The 19,509-nt window shown below is 73.4% G+C and carries 21 protein-coding genes, 1 pseudogene and 1 riboswitch; of the genes and pseudogenes, 9 read left to right on the plus strand and 13 right to left on the minus strand.

What is annotated here, in order from left to right; translation table 11 throughout:
• Positions 1-70 precede the first annotated feature (70 nt).
• The 5 genes from AB0E62_RS20580 to AB0E62_RS20600 all read right to left on the minus strand — a co-directional run bounded on the left by AB0E62_RS20580 (position 71) and on the right by AB0E62_RS20600 (position 4,944).
• Positions 71-859 carry an SGNH/GDSL hydrolase family protein gene (locus AB0E62_RS20580; RefSeq protein WP_362195402.1) on the minus strand — a complete coding sequence of 263 codons (789 nt, stop codon included), beginning with the start codon at positions 857-859 and terminating at the stop codon, positions 71-73.
• 73 nt (positions 860-932) lie between these two features.
• Positions 933-1,952, minus strand: a complete 1,020-nt coding sequence (locus AB0E62_RS20585) for a hemolysin family protein (protein ID WP_362195405.1) — start codon at positions 1,950-1,952, stop codon at positions 933-935.
• Positions 1,949-3,409 carry a hemolysin family protein gene (locus tag AB0E62_RS20590; protein WP_362195407.1) on the minus strand — a complete coding sequence of 487 codons (1,461 nt, stop codon included), beginning with the start codon at positions 3,407-3,409 and terminating at the stop codon, positions 1,949-1,951. Before AB0E62_RS20590 ends, AB0E62_RS20585 begins: the two co-directional genes overlap by 4 nt.
• Positions 3,410-3,584: 175 nt before the next feature.
• Positions 3,585-4,010 (minus strand): GNAT family N-acetyltransferase, encoded by a 426-nt coding sequence (locus AB0E62_RS20595; protein WP_362195410.1) that lies wholly within the window; start codon positions 4,008-4,010, stop codon positions 3,585-3,587.
• A gap of 46 nt (positions 4,011-4,056) precedes the next feature.
• Positions 4,057-4,944 (minus strand): LLM class F420-dependent oxidoreductase, encoded by an 888-nt coding sequence (locus AB0E62_RS20600; RefSeq protein ID WP_362195413.1) that lies wholly within the window; start codon positions 4,942-4,944, stop codon positions 4,057-4,059.
• A gap of 163 nt (positions 4,945-5,107) precedes the next feature.
• On the opposite strand from AB0E62_RS20600, the gene AB0E62_RS20605 reads away from it, so the two are divergent.
• On the plus strand, positions 5,108-5,350 hold the full coding sequence (locus tag AB0E62_RS20605; protein ID WP_362195416.1) for a toxin-antitoxin system HicB family antitoxin: 243 nt from the start codon (positions 5,108-5,110) through the stop codon (positions 5,348-5,350).
• Positions 5,351-5,422: 72 nt separating this feature from the next.
• Positions 5,423-5,797, plus strand: coding sequence for a fic family toxin-antitoxin system, toxin component (locus AB0E62_RS20610; RefSeq protein WP_362195418.1), 375 nt, complete (start codon positions 5,423-5,425; stop codon positions 5,795-5,797).
• A 67-nt stretch (positions 5,798-5,864) separates the two neighbouring features.
• Here the strand turns inward: AB0E62_RS20610 and AB0E62_RS20615 are convergent, their stop codons facing one another.
• The 4 genes from AB0E62_RS20615 to bioB form a co-directional block, all read right to left on the minus strand.
• Positions 5,865-6,032, minus strand: coding sequence for a hypothetical protein (locus AB0E62_RS20615; protein WP_362195421.1), 168 nt, complete (start codon positions 6,030-6,032; stop codon positions 5,865-5,867).
• Positions 6,033-6,280: 248 nt separating this feature from the next.
• On the minus strand, positions 6,281-6,997 hold the full coding sequence (gene bioD / locus AB0E62_RS20620; RefSeq protein ID WP_362195424.1) for a dethiobiotin synthase: 717 nt from the start codon (positions 6,995-6,997) through the stop codon (positions 6,281-6,283).
• A gap of 1 nt (position 6,998) precedes the next feature.
• Positions 6,999-8,279 carry an adenosylmethionine--8-amino-7-oxononanoate transaminase gene (locus AB0E62_RS20625; RefSeq protein ID WP_362195427.1) on the minus strand — a complete coding sequence of 427 codons (1,281 nt, stop codon included), beginning with the start codon at positions 8,277-8,279 and terminating at the stop codon, positions 6,999-7,001.
• Positions 8,272-9,465 (minus strand): biotin synthase BioB, encoded by a 1,194-nt coding sequence (gene bioB, locus AB0E62_RS20630; protein ID WP_362195430.1) that lies wholly within the window; start codon positions 9,463-9,465, stop codon positions 8,272-8,274. The genes AB0E62_RS20625 and bioB overlap by 8 nt, the downstream gene beginning before the upstream one ends.
• 146 nt (positions 9,466-9,611) lie before the next feature.
• Between bioB and AB0E62_RS20635 the strand changes: the two genes are divergently transcribed.
• A complete protein-coding gene (locus AB0E62_RS20635; RefSeq protein ID WP_362195433.1) occupies positions 9,612-10,739 on the plus strand; it encodes an 8-amino-7-oxononanoate synthase in 1,128 nt (375 codons plus the stop codon).
• Between the two features lie 116 nt (positions 10,740-10,855).
• Here the strand turns inward: AB0E62_RS20635 and AB0E62_RS20640 are convergent, their stop codons facing one another.
• Entirely contained in the window at positions 10,856-11,077 is a 222-nt protein-coding gene (locus AB0E62_RS20640; protein WP_362195436.1) for a DUF397 domain-containing protein, read from the minus strand.
• A gap of 9 nt (positions 11,078-11,086) precedes the next feature.
• Complete coding sequence (locus AB0E62_RS20645; RefSeq protein WP_362195439.1) at positions 11,087-11,947, minus strand: helix-turn-helix transcriptional regulator; 861 nt, start codon at positions 11,945-11,947, stop codon at positions 11,087-11,089.
• A 214-nt stretch (positions 11,948-12,161) separates the two neighbouring features.
• Between AB0E62_RS20645 and AB0E62_RS20650 the strand changes: the two genes are divergently transcribed.
• Positions 12,162-12,629 (plus strand): ATP-binding protein, encoded by a 468-nt coding sequence (locus AB0E62_RS20650; protein ID WP_362195442.1) that lies wholly within the window; start codon positions 12,162-12,164, stop codon positions 12,627-12,629.
• A gap of 1,655 nt (positions 12,630-14,284) precedes the next feature.
• On the opposite strand, the gene AB0E62_RS20655 is transcribed toward AB0E62_RS20650, so the two are convergent.
• Both AB0E62_RS20655 and AB0E62_RS20660 read right to left on the minus strand, forming a co-directional pair.
• Entirely contained in the window at positions 14,285-14,758 is a 474-nt protein-coding gene (locus AB0E62_RS20655) for a C40 family peptidase (RefSeq protein ID WP_362195445.1), read from the minus strand.
• 3 nt (positions 14,759-14,761) lie between these two features.
• Positions 14,762-14,904, minus strand: a riboswitch (cyclic di-AMP (ydaO/yuaA leader).
• A 453-nt stretch (positions 14,905-15,357) separates the two neighbouring features.
• Positions 15,358-15,650 (minus strand): annotated as a pseudogene (locus AB0E62_RS20660) (hypothetical protein); the annotation flags it as partial.
• 265 nt (positions 15,651-15,915) lie between these two features.
• On the opposite strand from AB0E62_RS20660, the gene AB0E62_RS20665 reads away from it, so the two are divergent.
• The 5 genes from AB0E62_RS20665 (at position 15,916) to AB0E62_RS20685 (ending at position 19,468) form a co-directional block, all read left to right on the plus strand.
• A complete protein-coding gene (locus AB0E62_RS20665) occupies positions 15,916-16,203 on the plus strand; it encodes a type II toxin-antitoxin system Phd/YefM family antitoxin (RefSeq protein WP_362195448.1) in 288 nt (95 codons plus the stop codon).
• A 237-nt stretch (positions 16,204-16,440) separates the two neighbouring features.
• Positions 16,441-16,743, plus strand: a complete 303-nt coding sequence (locus AB0E62_RS20670; protein WP_181795537.1) for an urease subunit gamma — start codon at positions 16,441-16,443, stop codon at positions 16,741-16,743.
• A gap of 11 nt (positions 16,744-16,754) precedes the next feature.
• A complete protein-coding gene (locus tag AB0E62_RS20675) occupies positions 16,755-17,066 on the plus strand; it encodes an urease subunit beta (RefSeq protein WP_362195451.1) in 312 nt (103 codons plus the stop codon).
• Positions 17,059-18,780, plus strand: a complete 1,722-nt coding sequence (locus AB0E62_RS20680; protein ID WP_362195454.1) for an urease subunit alpha — start codon at positions 17,059-17,061, stop codon at positions 18,778-18,780. The genes AB0E62_RS20675 and AB0E62_RS20680 overlap by 8 nt, the downstream gene beginning before the upstream one ends.
• Positions 18,781-18,793: 13 nt before the next feature.
• Positions 18,794-19,468, plus strand: coding sequence for an urease accessory UreF family protein (locus tag AB0E62_RS20685; protein ID WP_362195457.1), 675 nt, complete (start codon positions 18,794-18,796; stop codon positions 19,466-19,468).
• The last annotated feature ends 41 nt before the right edge of the window (positions 19,469-19,509 follow it).

Below are 19,509 nucleotides of genomic sequence, written 5' to 3' on the forward strand. Positions count from 1 at the left end.
TACTGGCGATTAGTGCAGGCCAGCGCCACGCCCCCGATGGGCGGAAGCTACGAGACGCACGTCACCCAGGTCAGGCCCCGGCCTCGTAGGGCAGCAGCTCCGGGCGCTTGGGCGGCCGTCCGTCGCCCGAGGAGCGGCCGGTCAGCCGGCGGCCTATCCACGGCAGCAGGTGCCGCCGGGCGAACCGTGCGTCGGCGATCCGGCGGGCCATCCAGTCCGGCGGGGCGGTCGCCGCCAACGGCACGTGCCACTCGGTGTCCTCCGGCTCGTACCCGAGCGCCTGCCACACCGCCTCGGCGACCCGGCGGTGCCCCTCCGCCGTCAGGTGCAGCCGGTCCACGTCCCACAGCCGGGGGTCCGCCAGCGCGGGCGCCCCGTACAGGTCGACCACCACGGCGCCGTGCTTGCCGGCCAGCTCGTCCACGCAGGCGAACAGCTGCTCCATGCGCGGCCGGAACCGCTCCAGCACCGGGCCCTGGCGGCCGGGGCTGCGCATCAGCACCAGTTGCCGGCAGGAGGGCGCCAGCCGCTCCACGGCCTCGGTGAGCAGGTCCCGGACCCGCACCATGTCGCACTTGGGGCGCAGGGTGTCGTTGAGCCCGCCGACCAGGGTGACGACGTCGGCCCGCATGGCCGCCGCCACCTCCACCTGCTCGTCGACGATCTGCCCGATCAGCTTTCCGCGGACGGCGAGGTTGGCGTACCGGAACCCGGGCGTGCGGGCCGCCATCCGCGCGGCGAGGACGTCCGCCCAGCCCCGGTAGGAGCCGTCGGGAAGCAGGTCCGACATGCCCTCGGTGAAGGAGTCACCGACCGCGACCAGGCTGGTGTACGGGGGAGAGGTGGGGTTCGTGTGCATGGCGACAGCGATGGTATCCCGCCGCCATACCCGCCGGTCGGTCGCCCCGGAGCCGCTGCGCGCGGCCCCCGCCTCACCCCGGCGCGGGCTGGCCGAACAGTTCCCGCAGCACGTCCTCCATGGTCACCAGGCCCGCCAGCCGGCCGTCGTCGCCGAGCACGGCGGCGAGGTGGGTGCGGCTGCCGCGCATCGCGGTGAGCACGTCGTCCAGCGGGGTGCTCTCCCGGACCCGCGCGATGGACCGCATGTCCCGCAGCCGGAACGGCAGGTCCCGGGGCGAGGCGTCCAGCGCGTCCTTGACGTGCAGATAGCCCACGATCCGGCGGCCGGTGTCGACCACCGGGAAGCGGGAGAAGCCCGACTCCGCCGACAGCCGCTCCAGTTGCTCCGGGGTGACGCCGACGCGAGCGTAGACCACCTGGCGCAGGGGCACGACCACGTCCCGCACCGGACGGCTGCCCAGCTCCAGGGCGTCGTGCAGGCGCTCCTGCGCCCGGTCGTCGATCAGGCCCGCCTGGCTGGCGTCCTTGACGATCTCGGCGAGTTCGGTGTCCGAGAAGGTGGCCGACACCTCGTCCCTGGCCTCCACGCGCAACAGCTTCAGCAGCCCGTTGGCGAACGCGTTGATCGCGAAGATCACCGGGCGCAGTGCCCGGGACAGCGTGACCAGCGGCGGGCCGAGAAGCAGCGCGCTGCGGACCGGTTCCGCCAGCGCGATGTTCTTGGGGACCATCTCGCCGAGCAGCATGTGCAGATAGGTGGCGAGGGTCAGGGCGATCACGAAGGACACGGCATGACCCGCGCCCGCGGGCACGCCCACCGCGTGGAACAACGGCTCCAGCAGGTGTGCGATCGCCGGCTCGGCGACCACGCCGAGCACCAGCGTGCACAGGGTGATGCCGAGCTGGGCGGCGGCCAGCAGCGCGGACACATGCTCCAGGCCCCACAGCACGCTGCGGGCCCGGCGGTCGCCCTCCTGGGCGAGCGGCTCGATCTGGGAGCGGCGCACCGAGATCAGCGCGAACTCGGCGCCGACGAAGAAGGCGTTGACCACGAGGGTCGACAGACCGATCAGCAGCTGTACGACGGTCATCGCGTCCCCTCCCGCGTCCCGCGGGCGTCGCCGGCCCCGCGGCCGCGCCCGGCCTTGTCTCCGTGCCCGGCCTTGTCTCCGCGCCCGGCCCTGTCGCTCCGTCCGGTCCGGTCCCGCCGTCCGGGGCCGTCGGCGGGGGGTGTGCGTTCGTCGTCCAGGGGCGCGTGCAGCAGCAGCCGCGCGGCCCGGCGGCCGGAGGCGTCCACGACGTCGAGGCGCCAGCCGGCCACCTCGACGCTGTCGCCCGCGGCGGGTATCCGGCCCAGCTCGGTGGCGACCAGACCGGCCAGCGTCTCGTACGGTCCCTCGGGCGCGCGCAGTCCCACCCGCGCGAGCTGGTCGGTGCGGGCGGCGCCGTCCGCCGCGTACAGGGCGCGGCCCCGCTCGTCGGCGCCGGCCGGGGCGAGGTCGGCCGTCTCGTGCGGGTCGTGCTCGTCGCGCACCTCGCCGACGACCTCCTCCACGATGTCCTCCAGGGTGGCCACCCCGGCCGTGCCGCCGTACTCGTCGATGACGACGGCCATGGTGCGCCGGCCGCCGAGCCGGTCCAGCAGCCGGTCGACGGTCAGTGACTCCGGCACCAGCAGCGGCTCGCGCATGATCTGCGCGACCGTGCGGTGGCGCCGCTGGTCGGCGGGGACGGCCAGCACGTCCTTGATGTGGGCGGTGCCGACGACGGCGTCCAGGCTGCCCCGGTAGACCGGGAACCGGGACAGTCCGGTGGCCCGGGTGGCATTGGCCACGTCCTCGCAGGTCGCCTGCATGTCCAGGGCGACGACCTGGACGCGCGGGGTCATCACGTTCTCGGCCGTGAGGTCGGCCAGGTTCAGGGTGCGGACGAACAGTTCCGCGGTGTCCGGCTCCAGCGCGCCCTCCTTGGCGGAGTGCCGGGCGAGGGCGGCCAGCTCCTGCGGACCGCGCGCGGAGGCCAGCTCCTCGGCCGGTTCGACGCCGAGCCGGCGCACGAAGCGGTTGGCCGTGTTGTTCAGGTGGGTGATGAAGGGCCGGAAGGCCGCGCTGAACCAGCGCTGGGCGTTGCCCACCCGCTTGGCCATGGCCAGCGGGGAGGAGATCGCCCAGTTCTTCGGCACCAGCTCGCCGACGACCATCAGGACGACCGTCGACAGTGCCGTGCCCAGCACCAGTGCGACCGAGGCCGCCGTGGTCCGGGACAGTCCCAGCGCCGTGAACGGCCCGGTGAGGAGCCTCGCGACCGACGGCTCGGCGAGCATGCCGACCACCAGATTGGTGACGGTGATGCCGAGCTGGGCGCCGGAGAGCTGGAACGTCAGGTTCCGTACGGCCTTCAGGGCGCCCGCGGCACCCCGCTCGCCACGGGCGGCGGCCCGCTCCAGCTCGCCGCGCTCCACCGTGGTCAGCGAGAACTCCGCGGCCACGAAGGCGCCGCAGGCGAGCGAGAGCAGGATCGCCAGCAGGAGGAGGAGCACTTCGGTCATCGGGTCACCCCCGTCCCAGGATCGGACAGGGCAGGGGAGAACGCGCGGTGTCGCGGACTGGGAGGCTCGCCCATGGGCGGACGCTCACAACCTTTCATAGAGGGCCGAGTGCTCCCTCAAGAGTAAAGGATGGGCAAAGAAGCGCGTCCAAGTCCTCGCGGCCGTGCCTCCGGGCTCAGTCCGTGAGCGGCTTCACCCAGCGGCGCCAGTGCTCCTCGGGCCCGTATCCGGCCGCGCCCCAGGCGTGGTGCGCGGTCTCGTTGCGGACCAGCACCATCGCGTCCGCGCGCCGCCCGCCGAGCCGTACGAACCGCTCCTCGGCGGCGGTCAGCAGGGCCGAGCCGATGCCCTGCCGCCGCCGCCCGGGGTGCACGGCCAGCCGGTACAGGTGGCACCGCCAGCCGTCGAAGCCGGCGATCACCGTGCCCACCAGTTCGCCGTCCCGCTCGGCCAGCAGGAGCGCCTCGGGATCGCGGGCCACCAGCCGCTCCACCCCGGCGCGGTCGTCGCTGATGCTCGTCCCCTCGGCGGCCGTCCTCCAGAAGGCGAGCACGGAGTCGAGGTCAGCGGGAACGGCGGTGCGTATGCGCAGGTCGGTCATGCCCTCATCATGATCGGAAGCAGTCCGGCGGCCCACCGGGTGTCCGTCACGCGGACTCCTCGCGCAGCCGGGCCAGCACCGGCGCGAACGCCTCCATGAACGGCTCCAGCACGGTCAGGTACGAGAACCCGTACCGCTCCCGCTGCGCCCGTACCTTCGCCACCACGTCCTCCAGCGGACCGGCCAGCACGATGGGCAGCGCCACCGCCTGCTCCACGGTCAGCCCGGGCCGCCCCTCCAGCAGCGGCTGCAGCACCGGCTCGGGGTCGTCGGTGACGGCCACCAGCTGGATCAGCAGGTTCAGCTCGGCGGGCGTCGCCCGGTGCCGCGCCAGCGCGCGGTAGCGGGCCACCCGCTCGTCCAGCTCCTCGGCGGTGAGCGGGTCCAGCGTGCCGGGCGTGGCACCCGGCCGGGCCCCGGTGAAGGCCGTGATGTCCGCGTGCTCGGCGGTCAGCCGCAGCATCCGGTCGCCGTTGGCGCCGATCAGCACGGGCACCCGGGACTGCACCGGCCGGGGCTGGTGCTCGGCCGAGCCGAGCAGCCGGTCCAGCTCCCCGACCGTCCGCTCCAGGTGGTCCACCCGCTCGCCCGGCGACCCGTACGGCAGCCCGGCCGCCTCGTGCTCGGCCCGCACGTAACCGGTGCCGAGGCCGAGCTCGAGCCGGCCGCCGGTCAGGGCGTCGGTGGTCGCCACCTCGCGGGCCAGCAGCGCCGGGTTCCAGAAGCCCGCGTTGAGCACGAAGGTGCCGACCCGCGGACGCTCGGTGGCCTGCGCCGCCGCGACCAGCGCGGGGAAGGGCGCGGGCAGGCCGAGGTGGTCGGGGACGAGGATCACGTCGTACCCCAGTTCCTCCGCGCGCCGGCACTTGGCACGCCATTCGGCGGCGGGCGCCGGGTCCAGCAGGTTGACTCCGAAACGGTACGGACGCGACATGAACTCTCCCCGATGAGTGGACACTTGAGCCGATCCGATTCCATCATGTCCGGGCCGGCGCGATCACGTGCGGCTGATCACCGCGGGTACCGGCGCACGGCCCCCGGACCCGTGCCACCGTGCGCCCTTGCAGCCGCTAGCACCCCGGCGCTAGCGTCACAGCATGGCGAAGACCCAGCTGAACGTGCGCGTGGACGAGGGCACCGCCCGCGTGGCCCGCGAGCGCGCCCTGGCCCGCGGCATGAGCGTCAACCGCTACATCGAGGAGCTGGTCAGACAGGACGCCGGGGAGACCGGCCGCACGTTCGTGGAGGCCGCCGCCGACTTCATGAAGCGGTACGAGTCCGTGTTCGCCGAGGAGTCCGCCGAGGCGCACGGCACCGCCCCGGCGGAAGGCCCCCGCTGATCCCTCACCCCTCGATGCCTGTACCGAAGCCCTTGAGGCCCTTCCCGAAGCCGACGCCCTGAAGCGGATTCCTTGAACGATCTCCGTATCGACCTCGCCTGGCTGCTCATGCTCGCCGAACAGAAGACCCCGGGAGATCCGCAGGTCACCGACTGGGGCGCGCTGGTCGCCGCGGTGGCCCGGCACCGGGCCGAGATATTCGGCGTCCCCGTCTACGCCGACCCGTACACCCGCGCCGCCTCCCTGCTCCAGCTGCTGATCCACGTCCCCGCACTGGAACGCGCCAACGCCCTGTTCGCCTCCGCGGTCGCCTACGCCTATCTGGTCGCCAGCGGCGAGAAGATCGCCACCACCCCCGAGCAGGTCCGCGACCTCGCCCGGCTGGTGAAGGACGGCGCGGCCGGTGTCGACGACATCGCCCGCGAACTGCGCCGCTGGAGCGGCTGAGCGGCTGAGCGGCGCGGGCCGGCCGGCGGCAGCCGCACGGCACCCTCGTGCGGTCCCACGCAGGACCTCAGCGGCCGACTGTGCTCCAGCCGGCGGGGGCGGGCGGCACCGAGGCCCGCCGCGTGCTCGCGCGGCCGCCGGACCGGCTCCGCAGGTCGTACCCCGGGAAGGCGGCCTGGAGCGGACGCGGGCCGAACCGCGACGGCGACTCCTCGTCGGACATCGCGGCGTTCATCGGCTCGGTCCCTGACGCCCCGGGCGTCCGGGCCCGCCCAGTGCGTCATCCGGACGCGGAAGGCGTCCCCCGGGCCCGCGTCCGCCACGGCCGCCAGGAAGGCGGGACCGCTGCCGACCGGGAAGCCGATGACCATCCGGCCCCGTCGGTCCGTGCCGCACGGTCACCCACCCGCACGGGGACCGTGGGATGGGCGGCATCGTCGTACGTCATCGCACGAGCACGGGTTACCGCGCCGGCCGCGTCCGCTACGCGGCCTCCCGGGTGCGGAACGCCTCCGCGTCCCAGGTGCCGTCCAGCCGGGGGGCCAGCCAGCCCGGGGCCGCCGTACGGAACTCGGCGGGCGGCAGCGCCCCCGACCCGGCGGGCAGCGCGCCCAGCAGCGGGGCGCCGGCCACCTCCGGCAGGTCGGCCACGTTGCAGCGGGTGGCCAGGTCCGGCTCGCCCGGCCAGCTGCCGATCACCACACCGGCCAACTCCAGCTCCCGGCGGCGCAGTTCGCGGGCCGTCAGCTCCGTGCTGTTGAGCGTGCCGAGCCCGGCCCGCGCGACCACCAGCACCGGCGCGCCCAGCAGCCGGGCCGCGTCGGCCAGTGTGCCGCCGTCCTCGTCGAACCGGACGAGCAGCCCGCCCGCGCCCTCGACCAGCACCAGATCGTGCTCGGTGGCCAGCTTGGCGGCCCGCTCGGCCACCTCCCGGGGACGCACCGGCGCCATCCCGGCCCGCCGGGCCGCCGTGCCGGGCGCCAACGGCTCCGGGAAACGGGCGACTTCGTCCGTCGTGACCGGCCCCGCGAGCCACGCGACCTCGTCCGCGTCGCCGCGCTCGTCCGGCCGTACGCCCGTCTGGGCGGCCTTGAGCACGGCCACCGACCGCCCGGCCGCCAGTGCCGAGGCGGCGACGGCGGCGGTGGTGACGGTCTTGCCGACCTCCGTGTCCGTCCCCGTGATCACCAGTACCCGCATGTCATCCCTCCCGCGCCGCGGCGCACACCGCGCGCGCGATCCGTGCCACGTCCTCGTCCGAGGTGACGTAGGGCGGCATCGTGTAGATCAGGTCCCGGAACGGACGCAGCCACACACCGGCCCGTACCGCCGCGTCCGTCGCGGCCCGCATGCCGACCGGGTGGTCGAGCTGCACGACCCCGATGGCGCCGAGGACCCGGACGTCGCGCACCCCGGGAAGGTCCCGCGCCGGGGCCAGCCCCTCGCGCAGGCCCGCCTCGATCCGCTTGACCTCGCCGAGCCAGTCCTGGCCCAGCAGCAGTTCGACGGAGGCGCAGGCCACGGCCGCCGCCAGCGGGTTGCCCATGAACGTCGGACCGTGCGCGAGCACCGGCACCTCGCCCCGGGAGATCCCGTCGGCCACCCGAGCGGAGCACAAGGTGGCCGCCAGCGTCAGATAACCACCGGTCAGCGCCTTGCCGACACACATCACATCGGGCGCGACGGCCGCGTGGTCCGCCGCGAACAGCGCTCCGGTGCGCCCGAAGCCGGTGGCGATCTCGTCGAACACCAGCAGCACGTCGTGCGCGTCGCACGCCTCGCGCAGCACCCGCAGATACGCGGGGGAGTGGAAGCGCATCCCGCCCGCGCCCTGTACCACCGGCTCCACGATCACCGCGGCCAGCTCGTCGGCGTGCCGGGCGATCAGCTCCCGCAGGTGTTCCGCGTACGACTCCTCGTACCCGGCGGGCGGCGGGTCCGCGAACACCTGGCGCGGCAGCACCCCGGTCCACAGCTCGTGCATCCCGCCCTCCGGGTCGCACACCGACATGGGCTGCCAGGTGTCCCCGTGGTAGCCGCCCCGCCAGGTCAGCAGCCGCCGCTTGCCCGGCCGGCCCAGCGAACGCCAGTACTGCAGGCACATCTTCACCGCGACCTCGACCGACACGGACCCCGAGTCGGCCAGGAAGACATGCTCCAGGCCGTCCGGTGACAGGTCGACCAGGAGCTTCGCCAGCCGGACGGCGGGCTCGTGGGTGAGCCCGCCGAACATGACATGACTCATCCGGTCCAGCTGCCCGCGCGCGGCCTCGTTCAGGACCGGGTGGTTGTAGCCGTGGATGGCCGACCACCACGACGACATGCCGTCCACCAGCTCGCCGGAGCCGTCCGCCAGCCGCAGCCGGACCCCGCTCGCCGACTCCACGACGAGCGGGTCCACCCGGCCGGGCATCGGACCGTACGGATGCCACACATGCCGCCGGTCCAGCTCCAGCAGCTCCGCGACGCGCGACTCAGGCATTGGGCGCGAGGTCCGTGCCGGCACCCCTGCGGCGTACGGCGACCAGGTCGGTGCGCGGCTCGGCGGCGGCCGGCGCACCCGCCGTACCGCACACCCCGCCGCCCTCGTGCGAGCCGCAGCCCGCCTCCGCGTGCGACCCGCAGCCCGCCCCGGTGTGCGAACCGCAGCCGTGCGCCGCGTCGGCCCGGTGCCGCGGCAGCGTCACCTCCCCGGCGCCCTCCACCTCGAAGCCGGCGTCCGCGATCATCTCCAGGTCGGCCTTGCCGGCCTGGCCCTCGCTGGTCAGGTAGTCGCCGAGGAAAATCGAGTTGGCCAGGTGCAGCGCCAGCGGCTGCAGGGAGCGCAGATGGACCTCACGGCCGCCCGCGATGCGGACCTCCACGTCCGGGCAGACGAACCGGACCATCGCCAGGATCCGCAGGCAGCGCTGCGGGGTGAGGTTCCACTCCTTGGCCAGCGGGGTGCCCTCGAACGGGATCAGGAAGTTCACCGGCACCGAGTCCGGGTCCAGTTCGCGCAGCGAGAACACCACGTCCACCAGGTCCTCGTCGCTCTCGCCCATGCCGGCGATCAGACCCGAGCAGGCGGACAGCCCGGCCGCGTGCGCCTTGCGCACCGTGTCCACCCGGTCGGCGTACGTGTGCGTGGTGGTGATGTCCCCGTACGTGGACTCCGAGGTGTTGAGGTTGTGGTTGTAGGCGTCTGCGCCCGCCGCGCGCAGCCGCTCGGCCTGGCCGTCGGAGAGCAGACCGAGGCAGGCGCACACCTCGACGTCCTCGTTCTGCTCCTTGATCGCCTTGATGGTCTCCGAGACCCGGTCCACGTCCCGGTCCGTCGGGCCGCGCCCGCTGGCCACCAGGCACACCCGCTTGGCACCGCCCGCGAGGCCCGCCGCGGCGGCCTGCGAGGCCTCGTCGGGCTTGAGCCAGGTGTACTTCAGGATGTCGGCCTTGGAGCCCAGCCGCTGCGAGCAGTACGAGCAGTCCTCGGGGCACAGGCCCGACTTGAGGTTGACCAGATAGTTGAGTTTCACCCGTCGCCCGAACCAGTGCCGGCGCACCTTCCCGGCCGCGGTCACCACGTCGAGCAGATCGTCATCGGAGGTGGCCAGCACGGCGAGCGCTTCCTCGCGCGTCGGCAGCTCGCGCCGAAGCCCCTTGTCCACCAGCGTGTTCAGCAGGTCCATGAACCCCGATCCTGTCCTACCGGGCCGCCCGGGCCAAGGAGACTTGGCACAACGAAGTCCGTAGATCGTGTGGGTATTGCCACACCCTGGGCGGCTGATCAGGCCGCTAGTGTCTGTTCGATACCTACAAAAACACCGGAGGACCCATGGTGTTCGGCTGGATCGACGAGCAGGCCGGGGCGCGCCGCCGCGCCGGACTCGTGCGCACCCTGCGTCCGCGCCCCGCCGACTCCCCGCTGCTGGACCTGGCGAGCAACGACTACCTGGGGCTGTCCCGCCATCCCGAGGTCACCGAGGGGGCCGCCGAGGCCGCCCGGCGCTGGGGCGGCGGCTCCACCGGCTCCCGGCTGGTCACCGGCAGTACCGAGTTGCACGCCGAACTGGAGCGCGCGCTGGCCGACTTCTGCGGGTTCGAGGCGGCCCTGGTGTTCTCCTCCGGGTACGCCGCGAACCTGGCCGCGGTCACCACGCTCGGCCCGCACGGCTCCCTGATCGTCTCCGACGCGGGCAACCACGCCTCCCTCATCGACGGCTGCCGGCTCGCCCGGGGCGAGACCCAGGTCGTCGCGCACGCCGATCCCGAGGCCGTGCGCAAGGCCCTGGGCACGCGCCGGGGCGCGGCGATCGTGGTCTCCGACACGGTCTTCTCGGTCGACGGGGACCGGGCACCGCTGGCCGGACTGGCCGCCGCCTGCCGGGAGCACGGCGCGGGCCTGGTGGTGGACGACGCCCACGGACTCGGCGTGCTGGGCGACGGCGGCCGGGGCGCGCCCCACGCGGCCGGTCTCGCGGGCGCCGGTGACGTGGTGGTCACGGCCACCCTGTCCAAGTCGCTGGGCAGCCAGGGCGGTGTGGTGCTGGGACCCGAGAGGGTGATCGACCATCTGGTGAACGCGGCCCGGACCTTCATCTTCGACACGGGCCTCGCGCCGGCCGCGGCAGGTGCCGCGCTGGCGGCGCTGCGGCTGCTGGAGCGCGAGCCGCGGCGGGCGGCGCGCGCCCGTGAGGTGGCCGCGGAACTGCACGCACGGCTGACCGCCGCGGGTCTGGAGGCGGTACGTCCGGACGCCGCGGTGGTCTCCGTGCGGGCTCCGTCCCCGGAGCGGGCGGTGCGCTGGGCGGCCGACTGCCGGTCGGCGGGCCTGGCCGTGGGCTGTTTCCGTCCTCCCTCCGTGCCCGACGGCGTCTCACGGCTCAGGCTGACCGCCCGAGCGGACCTGTCCGGGGCCGAGATCGAACGCGCTGTACGTGTCATCGGCGAGACGCGACCATGAGTCGGCGTGACACGGCCGTGCATCGCAGGAAATTGATGAAGGACTGAACGATTCTGATCAGAGCGTGGGTCTGAGCGTGGGCCTGAGCATGGGCCTGAGCGTGGGTTCGAGCGTGATCAGAGGGCGGTCACAAATCCCGTCCAGCTCTCGGGGGAGAAGAGCAGGGCGGGTCCGGCGGGGTTCTTGGAATCGCGCACGGCGAGCAGCCCGGCCGCGGGGCCGGAGCGCGGCCGAGCCGTCTCCACGCAGTTGTTCGCGCCCGTGCTGCGGCTGCTGCGCAGCCAGCGCACCTCGTGCAGGTCGGTACTGGCAGGGACGTTCCGAGGCAGAGCTGACATGGTGCCTCCTTACACGCCGTCACCTAGCCCGGCGATGTAGTCCAACGAGTCCTCGGGGGAAAGGGCGTGGAACTGAAGGGTGCTGAAGGCCTCGGAGTAGGCCATGAGGTCTTCTTTCCGTTCCAGGTAGAGGCTACTCGTCAACTGGTCGAGAACAACCACGTCCAGATCAGCAGTGCTCGGAAATGAGAAGATGACGAAAGGCCCGGTGAGGCCGATATGCGCCCCCGCCGAGAAGGGCAGCACCTGAAGCCGTACCTGCGGCAGGCGGGCGGCCTCCATCAGCCGCCGGCGTTGCCGGGCCATCACCCCGGGACCGCCCACCTCGCGGCGCAGTACCGCCTCGTCCAGCACGGCGCTCAGTGTCGGCGGGGGATCCGACCGCAGCACGTCCTGCCTGGCCAGACGCACCTCCACCAAGGTGTCCAGGCGGTCCTCGTCCAGGTCCTTCACGGCGGCCCGGGTCACCGCGCGGGCGTACTCGGCGGTCTGCAGGAGACCGGGCACCACCGTGGTCTCCAGGGTGCGCATCGCGCTCGCCTGTGACTCGAGGCTGATGAAGTCCCGGTAGGTGGGCGGCAGCACCCCTCGGTAGGCGTGCCACCAGCGGTGCCGTCCGCTCGTCTCCTCCGACCCCGCCAGTATCAGCAGCAACTCGCGCAGATGCCTGTCCCGCACCTCGTAGGCGTCCAGCAGCAACCGCAGATCGGCCGGTTTCACGCCGCTGGCGCCGGTCTCGATACGGCTCACCTTCGACTGGTGCCAGCCGACCAGCCGGGCCGCCTCACCGCTGGTGAGCCCGGCGCCGGTGCGCAGCGTGCGCAGTTCGGCGCCCAGCTTGCGACGGCGCACCGCGGGACCGTTCTGCATGGGCTCCTCCTTACTCCGTCCGGACCGCCCCGATACGGTCTCGCGTCGCAGAGTTCACCGCTTCGAGCGACAGATATATGCATATCTTGGTGGATCGCCCCCCGTGACCGTCCCGGTGATGGCAGTCTGACGGACAAGCACCAGTCCGGGACCGTACTCGAACCCACCGCTGTATGGAGGACCGCGGTCCCGTTGGGAAAGGGACGACGTCGCCATGGCAGACCATCTGGAAGCCTCCGTCACTCTGCCGAGCGATCCCGCCTCGGTCTCGGCCGCGCGCTCCTACGTCGTGGGCACCCTCGCGGAGTGGGGCCTGCCGTCGGACACCGAGACGGCCGACACCGTCCGGCTCATCGTTTCCGAACTCGCCACCAACGCCGTACAGCACACCTTCGGTCAGTCCCCCACCTTTACGGTCGACATCGCGCTGCACCATGACGAACAGTTGCGCATCGGCGTCACGGACAGCCACCCCCGCTTTCCGAAGAGACTGCCCGCCGCGGTCCAGCAGGACAATGGGCGCGGCATGGTGATCATCCGCTGGCTCACCGCGGAATGCGGCGGCCGCCTCCGCGTCCGCCCGACCCGCGAGGGCGGCAAGACGGTCTCCATCGAACTCCCCTGGTCCCTGCCGACAGCACCGGTCCCGGCGGGACAGCCACCGGAGACTCCGGCGCGCTGACGACGGGCGTGCGCCCCCGTTCGCGTACAGGGGAGGGGCAGTGGGGAGGGGCGCAGAGAGGCTGCCGTCTCATGACCGCGGGTCGGCGGTCGGTGGTCGGCGGTCGGGGGTCGGGGACATGGGGAACCGCTCATCGAGGGCGCCGGGCAGCGCGCCGGCCGTGGATACGCGCGAGGGGGGATCACCGGCGAACCGCGGCCGGACACTCGGCACGGGACACCGGGAACTCGGCGGCTGGACCGACCGAGTTCCCCGTCGCCGACCGCACGCCGCGTGGAACGCGCTCCGGTGGCCCAGGGACAGGAACCGGCGGCCCTCACCGCCGCGCCATCTCGCCCGCGCCGCATGGTGCCCGGGTCCGGCGCGGCAAGCCGGCAGCTCTGCGGCGGGGTGACCAGGGGCGGCCGGCCACCGGTGAGTGAACCACCACGCCGACGCCGGCCGCTCCGGCGGCCTCTACGGCACCGAGGCCGTCCGACGCGTCCTCGGCCGATGCCCTGGTGCAGACAGCGGACGGACGCCTCCCGGCACCGACGCCGACGGCACGCCTGCACCCGGCCCTGAGCGCACTTCCAGGGCCGGCCCGCCAGCCACCTGCCCGGACCCCGCCCGCCGCCTGCTGGCGTCGGAGGGCCGGGTGGGTGTTTGCCGGGTGGTTTCCGATGCGCGGGTTTCATGCCTGCCCGGCGGGGCGGGGTCGCCGCCGAGCGTCGGGCAGTTGCTGGCGCGTCGGGTGGCTGCTGGGCGTCTGTGCGGTGGCCGGTCGTATGGCTCGGGTGGGTCGGCGCCGGGCGCCGGGGGTTCGCCCGCCTGCTGGCGTCGGGGGGCGTGTGGGTGTGTGGGTGGTTTCCGGTGTGCGGGTTCATGCCTGTCCGGCGGGGCGGGGTCGTGCTGGTGCGCCGGGCTGCTGCTGCGTCGGGTGGGTGCTGGGCGTCTGTGCGGTGGCCGGTCGCAGGGCTCGGACGGGTCGCCGCCGGGCGCCAGGGGCTCGCCCGCCTGCTGGCGTCGGGGGGCCGGGTGGGTGTTTGCCGGGTGGTTTCCGGTGTGCGGGTTTCATGCCTGCCCGGTGGGGCGGGGGCGCCGCCGAGTGCTGGCCGGACTGCTGCTGGTGCATCGGGCAGTTGCCGGGCACCCGTGCCGCGGTCGGCCGCAGGGCTCGGGTGGGTCGCCGCCGAGCGCCGGGGCGGAGCCGTGTGGGTGTGCCGGGTGTTCAGTCGGGCTCCAGGCGGCCGGTCGGTGCGGCTCCGGGCGGTCATGTGCCGGTCCGCCCGGCACCCGCCCTGGCCGGCTCCGCCGGGGCGCGGCCGTCTCGGTGTGCCGGGCTCCCGTTCACGGGACCGGTGTCTCGCCGTCCAGCGGCTTGCGGCGCAGCCGCAGGGCCGTGCGGCCGCGCCCGCGGGCGGGCCCGGCGGTGTGCCGGGCAGGCCCGCGGGCGCCTGGCTCTGCGGGGGGTGCCCGTGTTCGAGCCCTCGGGGCCCAGCCCTGCCGTCCGCGCGCACACCACCGGAGGCACCGGGCCCGGTGTCCCGCCGTCGCTCCGGCGCCCGCGTGGGGCACGGGGCGGTCGTGGGCGGCACCCGGCCCGCCCAAGGGCCACAGGCGTGCCATGGGGGGCGCGGCCCCGCTGCTGGAGCCGCTTCCGGGTCGTGGCCGGGTCAGCCGACCCGGCCGTACCAGACGCTCTTGCTCCAGATCTTCTGGAGCTTCACCACGTCCCCGGTCTTGGGGGCGTGCCAGATCTTGTTGTGGCCGGCGTAGATGCCGACGTGGTAGACGCTGGAACCCGAGTGGAAGAAGACCAGGTCGCCGGCCTTGCGGTGGCGGGCCGAGACATGGCGTGTCTTGTTGTACTGCTGCGCGGCGGTGCGCGGCAGCTTCTTGCCGGCCTTCTTGAACGAGTAGAGCGTCAGCCCCGAGCAGTCGAATCTGCTCGGCCCGGTGGCGCCCCACCGGTACGGGGAGCCCTTCTTGGAGGCCGCGACCTTGAGTGCTTTCGTCGCGATCGTCGCGGCGGAGGCGTCGGTGGCGAGACCGGGCACCGCGATCGAGCCGCCCACGGCGGCGAGTGTGAGAGCCGAGGCCGTGCCGGCCCGGGCCATCAGCGACGGGACTCGATTGAGCGCAGTCATGCGCAACCCTTCGTCAGCCGCCTGTGAAGGATGACCTGTCGGATTCGGGCTGGCGAAGTAGCCCGGCCGCGTTGCCACGGCTTCACCCCAAGGGCCGCTCGGAACCTCCGCCCCGCGCCCGACTCCGTGTCGGACGGCTGGACATCCGTTCCGGCGAACCCGCCTTGCTTGGGTCCTCCACTCCTGCCGATCCACTTCCGTCGACCGGTCATCCGGGCGGCGGCAGGACTCGGCGTCCGCCCGGACCGCCCCGCCGCGGTGGCGGGGGCTTGTCGTCAGACAGGGATCTTGGCCCACAACTGTCTGAAAATCCCAACGGAATCGGGGATTTGTGGTCTTCCTCACCACTCACCCGTTCGGGTGGACAGTGCTCCGTTCGAGGCCCCGTCAGATCGCCGCCGTAGCCCCGGACCTGGGGCGATGTGCTCCGCCGGTGACCTGTGGACCCGTGCGTGGCGCAACTCGGGAGGCCCGGAAAACGCTCGGGATGTACACCGGTCGGCGGTACGTCGTTCGGGCCGTTTCAACTCCGGTCCGAACGACGCGTGTCGACGTGCCGGTGCCGCCGGGCCGGACAGGCGTCCGCCTCGGCCGACGCCGTCCGGCGGGAGCGCGACGCGAGCGGCCCGGCGCTCGCCGGCCGGCACCCGCGGCGCCCGTGTCGGCGAGTCCCCGTGCGGCGCCGTCTCGCGCCGCTGGTGCATCAGTGCGAGCGCGTCCCGCGGTTCTGCCGCCTTGCGCACCAGAGGTCGGGCGGCGCCCAGCCCGCCGCCGGCGGACCCGTGCGGGGCCGGTCGGCGCGGCTGAGCAGGCCGACGGCCTCCGGCTGACGAACGATCAGCTCGCCCTCGGCGCGGGCCGGGGCGGGCAGCGGTGGCAGGTCCGGCAGCATGGGCGGCTCACCCCGCGCCCGGTGCGCCGGGCACGTCCCGGCGGCTGGGCACGAGACCTTGGGCCGGCTCCCACGGGGCGCCCAGGGTCAGGTCGTACCCCGGGTCCTGGTGGGCCCACGCGGCCGTGCGCCCTGCATGCCGGACGAGCATCTCCTCCAGGGTGGCGCGGCGCGGACCCGGGCCGACTCCCCTGCCTGCACGACCCGGGCGCCGACCGATCTGTACAGAATGTATGAAACGTATGTTACGCGTTATGATGGCGATATGGCCTACGAGATTCCGGTGACGCAAGCCAGGGCTGAGCTCGCCGAGCTCATCAACCGGGTGGTGTACGGCGGTGAGCGGGTCGTCGTGACCCGGCACGGCAAGCCGCTGGTCGCGCTGGTCTCGGCCGCCGACCTGGAGCGGCTGGTCGCGCTGGACGAGGCGGGCGAGCCGGGCGAGGAGCGGATCATCAGCTCGGTCTCCGGGGTCCAGGAGGCCGGCTCGGTGCCGCCGGAGCGGCAGCGCTTCGGGATAGCGGCGGAGCACCGCCGGCCGGACGCTCCCTGAGTGCCGCCCGCCGTCGTCTCTGGGGGAGCCCATAGCACGGTCATGGGCCGGCCAAGGTCTGGTTAACGTCGTTGAAATTCCCGCGCTCTAGTCTGCCCATCCATGCCATCAGGGGTTTTTCTGCCCGGAATTGAGAGCGATCCGGGGAATTTGTCTGCGTGTTACACCTATCCCCGTTCGCGATGGCTGCGGCAACCGGACCCCGCACGGTCCGGAGCAAGGACAGTGAGGTGGGACGTGCAACTGACCCCGCACGAGCAGGAGAGGCTGCTGATCCATGTGGCGGCCGACGTCGCCGAGAAGCGCAAGGCCCGGGGGCTCAAGCTCAATCATCCGGAAGCGGTCGCCCTCATCACGTCGCACGTCCTGGAGGGCGCGCGCGACGGCCGTACGGTCGCCGAGCTGATGTCCTCCGGCCGTAAGGTCCTGACCAGGAACGACGTCATGGACGGGGTCGCCGAGATGATCCATGACGTGCAGGTGGAGGCCACCTTCCCGGACGGCACCAAGCTCGTCACCGTCCACGAGCCGATCATCTGAGGGGCGCCGCCGTGATTCCCGGAGAGATCCTGTTCGCGGACCGCCCCGTCATCTTCAACGACGGCCGTGATGTCACGCGTCTGACTGTCCTCAACGCCGCCGACCGGCCCGTCCAGGTCGGCTCCCACTACCACTTCGCCGAGGCCAACCCCGGCCTCGAGTTCGACCGCGCGGCCGCCCGAGGCAAGCGCCTGAACGTCGCCGCCGGCACCGCCGTCCGCTTCGAACCCGGCATCCCCGTCGAGGTCGAGCTGGTGCCGCTGTCCGGCGCCCGGATCGTGCCCGGGCTGCGCGGCGAGACCGGAGGTGCCCTCGATGCCTGAGATCTCCCGTGGCGCCTACGCCGACCTGTTCGGCCCCACCACCGGCGACCGCATCCGGCTCGCCGACACCGATCTGCTGATCGAGATCGAGGAGGACCGCTCCGGAGGCCCCGGCGCCTCCGGTGACGAGGCGGTCTTCGGCGGCGGCAAGGTGATCCGCGAGTCCATGGGCCAGTCCCGCGCCACCCGGGCCGAGGGCGCCCCCGACACCGTGATCACCGGTGCCGTCGTCGTGGACCACTGGGGCATCGTCAAGGCCGACGTCGGCATCCGCGACGGCCGGATCACCGCCCTCGGCAAGGCCGGCAACCCCGACACCATGGACGGCGTCCACCCCGACCTGGTCATCGGACCCGAGACCGAGATCATCGCGGGCAACGGCCGCATCCTGACCGCCGGCGCCATCGACGCCCACGTCCACTTCATCTGCCCCCAGGTCGCCGACGAGGCGCTGGCCTCCGGCATCACCACCCTGGTCGGCGGCGGCACCGGCCCCGCCGAGGGCTCCAAGGCCACCACCGTCACCCCCGGCCCCTGGCACCTGGCCCGGATGCTGGAGGCGATGGAGGCCTACCCGGTCAACGTCGGCTTCCTCGGCAAGGGCAACACCGTCAGCCACGAGGCGATGCTCTCCCAGATCCGCGGCGGCGCCGTCGGCCTGAAGCTGCACGAGGACTGGGGCTCCACGCCCGCCGTCATCGACGCCGCGCTCACCGTCGCCGACCGCACCGGCATCCAGGTCGCCATCCACACCGACACCCTGAACGAGGCGGGCTTCGTCGGCGACACCCTCGCCGCCATCGCGGGGCGGGGCATCCACTCGTACCACACCGAGGGCGCCGGCGGCGGCCACGCGCCCGACATCATGACCGTGGTCTCGCGGGCCAACATCCTGCCCAGCTCCACCAACCCGACCCGGCCCTTCACCGTCAACACCACCGAGGAACACCTCGACATGCTGATGGTGTGCCACCACCTCAACCCGGCCGTCCCCGAGGACCTGGCGTTCGCCGAGTCCCGGATCCGGCCCTCCACCATCGGCGCGGAGGACATCCTCCACGACCTCGGCGCGATCTCGATCATCTCCTCCGACTCCCAGGCCATGGGCCGCGTCGGCGAGGTCGTGCTGCGCACCTGGCAGACCGCGCACGTCATGAAGCGCCGGCGGGGCGCGCTGCCCGGCGACGGCCGCGCCGACAACCACCGGGTACGGCGCTATGTCGCCAAGTACACCATCAATCCGGCGCTCGCCCAGGGCCTGGCCGCCGAGACCGGCTCCGTGGAGCGCGGCAAGCTCGCCGACCTGGTGCTGTGGGAGCCCGCGTTCTTCGGCGTCAAGCCGCTGCTGGTGATCAAGGGCGGGCAGATCGCCTACGCGCAGATGGGCGACGCCAACGCCTCCATCCCCACCCCGCAGCCGATCCTGCCCCGGCCGATGTACGGCGCGATCGGCCGGGCCCCCGCCGCCAACTCGGTCAACTTCGTGTCCGGGCTCGCGATCGAGGACGGGCTGCCGGAGCGGCTCGGGCTCGGCAAACGGTTCGCGGCGATCGAGTCCACGCGCGCGGTCACCAAGGCCGACATGCGGGAGAACGACGCCCTGCCGGACGTCCGGATCGACCCCGACAGCTTCGCCGTGCACATCGACGGCGAGCTGGTCGAGGCCACCCCGGCCGCCGAACTGCCCATGGCCCAGCGCTACTTCCTCTTCTGACAGGCGTTTTCCGATGACACGGGCAGCACTGCTCGTCCTGGCCGACGGCCGCTTCCCCGCCGGAGGGCACGCGCACTCCGGCGGGGCCGAGGCCGCCGTCAAGGCCGGACGCATCACCGACCCCGCGAGCCTTGAGGAGTTCTGCCGGGGCCGGCTGCACACCGCCGGGCTGGTCGCGGGCGCGCTGGCGGCGGCGGCCGTCCTCGGCGCCGATCCGCGCGACCTGGACGCGGCGGCCGACGCCCGCACCCCGTCCCCGGCGCTGCGGACCGCCGCCCGGCGCCTGGGCCGGCAACTGCTGCGGGCCGCGCGGACGGCCTGGCCGTCCGTCGAACTGGACGCGCTGGCGAGGGAGTTCCCCAAGGGCGCCCATCAGCCGGTCGTGCTCGGCCTCGCCGCCCGGGCGGCCGGGCTCACCCCCGAGGACGCCGCCCACTGCGCGGTGTACGAGAGCGTGAGCGGGCCCGCGACCGCCACCGTGCGGCTGCTCAGCCTCGACCCGTTCGACGCGACGGGAGTGCTGGCCCGGCTGGCGCCCGAGCTGGACCGGGTCGCGGACGCCGCCGTGGAGTCGGCGCGGCGCGTGGCCGCCGAGGGCGTCGACGCGCTCCCCGCGGTGTCGGCCCCGCTGCTGGAAGTCATGGCGCAGGCCCACGCGTCCTGGCCCGTCCGGCTGTTCGCCTCCTGACCCCGCCTGCTGCCCACCGACCGGCAGCGGCTCCCCTCCCC

It is taken from the genome of Streptomyces sp. NPDC038707 (assembly GCF_040636485.1).
Lineage (GTDB): Bacteria > Actinomycetota > Actinomycetes > Streptomycetales > Streptomycetaceae > Streptomyces.

Bases quoted from the DNA above. Each gene is read 5' to 3' on its own strand.
- AB0E62_RS20580 (WP_362195402.1), bottom strand. From the start codon at position 859: ATGCACACGAACCCCACCTCTCCCCCGTACACCAGCCTGGTCGCGGTC.
- AB0E62_RS20585 (WP_362195405.1), bottom strand. From the start codon at position 1,952: ATGACCGTCGTACAGCTGCTGATCGGTCTGTCGACCCTCGTGGTCAAC.
- AB0E62_RS20590 (WP_362195407.1), bottom strand. From the start codon at position 3,409: ATGACCGAAGTGCTCCTCCTCCTGCTGGCGATCCTGCTCTCGCTCGCC.
- AB0E62_RS20595 (WP_362195410.1), bottom strand. From the start codon at position 4,010: ATGACCGACCTGCGCATACGCACCGCCGTTCCCGCTGACCTCGACTCC.
- AB0E62_RS20600 (WP_362195413.1), bottom strand. From the start codon at position 4,944: ATGTCGCGTCCGTACCGTTTCGGAGTCAACCTGCTGGACCCGGCGCCC.
- AB0E62_RS20605 (WP_362195416.1), top strand. From the start codon at position 5,108: ATGGCGAAGACCCAGCTGAACGTGCGCGTGGACGAGGGCACCGCCCGC.
- AB0E62_RS20615 (WP_362195421.1), bottom strand. From the start codon at position 6,032: ATGAACGCCGCGATGTCCGACGAGGAGTCGCCGTCGCGGTTCGGCCCG.
- bioD (WP_362195424.1), bottom strand. From the start codon at position 6,997: ATGCGGGTACTGGTGATCACGGGGACGGACACGGAGGTCGGCAAGACC.
- AB0E62_RS20625 (WP_362195427.1), bottom strand. From the start codon at position 8,279: ATGCCTGAGTCGCGCGTCGCGGAGCTGCTGGAGCTGGACCGGCGGCAT.
- bioB (WP_362195430.1), bottom strand. From the start codon at position 9,465: ATGGACCTGCTGAACACGCTGGTGGACAAGGGGCTTCGGCGCGAGCTG.
- AB0E62_RS20635 (WP_362195433.1), top strand. From the start codon at position 9,612: ATGGTGTTCGGCTGGATCGACGAGCAGGCCGGGGCGCGCCGCCGCGCC.
- AB0E62_RS20640 (WP_362195436.1), bottom strand. From the start codon at position 11,077: ATGTCAGCTCTGCCTCGGAACGTCCCTGCCAGTACCGACCTGCACGAG.
- AB0E62_RS20645 (WP_362195439.1), bottom strand. From the start codon at position 11,947: ATGCAGAACGGTCCCGCGGTGCGCCGTCGCAAGCTGGGCGCCGAACTG.
- AB0E62_RS20650 (WP_362195442.1), top strand. From the start codon at position 12,162: ATGGCAGACCATCTGGAAGCCTCCGTCACTCTGCCGAGCGATCCCGCC.
- AB0E62_RS20655 (WP_362195445.1), bottom strand. From the start codon at position 14,758: ATGACTGCGCTCAATCGAGTCCCGTCGCTGATGGCCCGGGCCGGCACG.
- AB0E62_RS20665 (WP_362195448.1), top strand. From the start codon at position 15,916: ATGGCCTACGAGATTCCGGTGACGCAAGCCAGGGCTGAGCTCGCCGAG.
- AB0E62_RS20680 (WP_362195454.1), top strand. From the start codon at position 17,059: ATGCCTGAGATCTCCCGTGGCGCCTACGCCGACCTGTTCGGCCCCACC.
- AB0E62_RS20685 (WP_362195457.1), top strand. From the start codon at position 18,794: ATGACACGGGCAGCACTGCTCGTCCTGGCCGACGGCCGCTTCCCCGCC.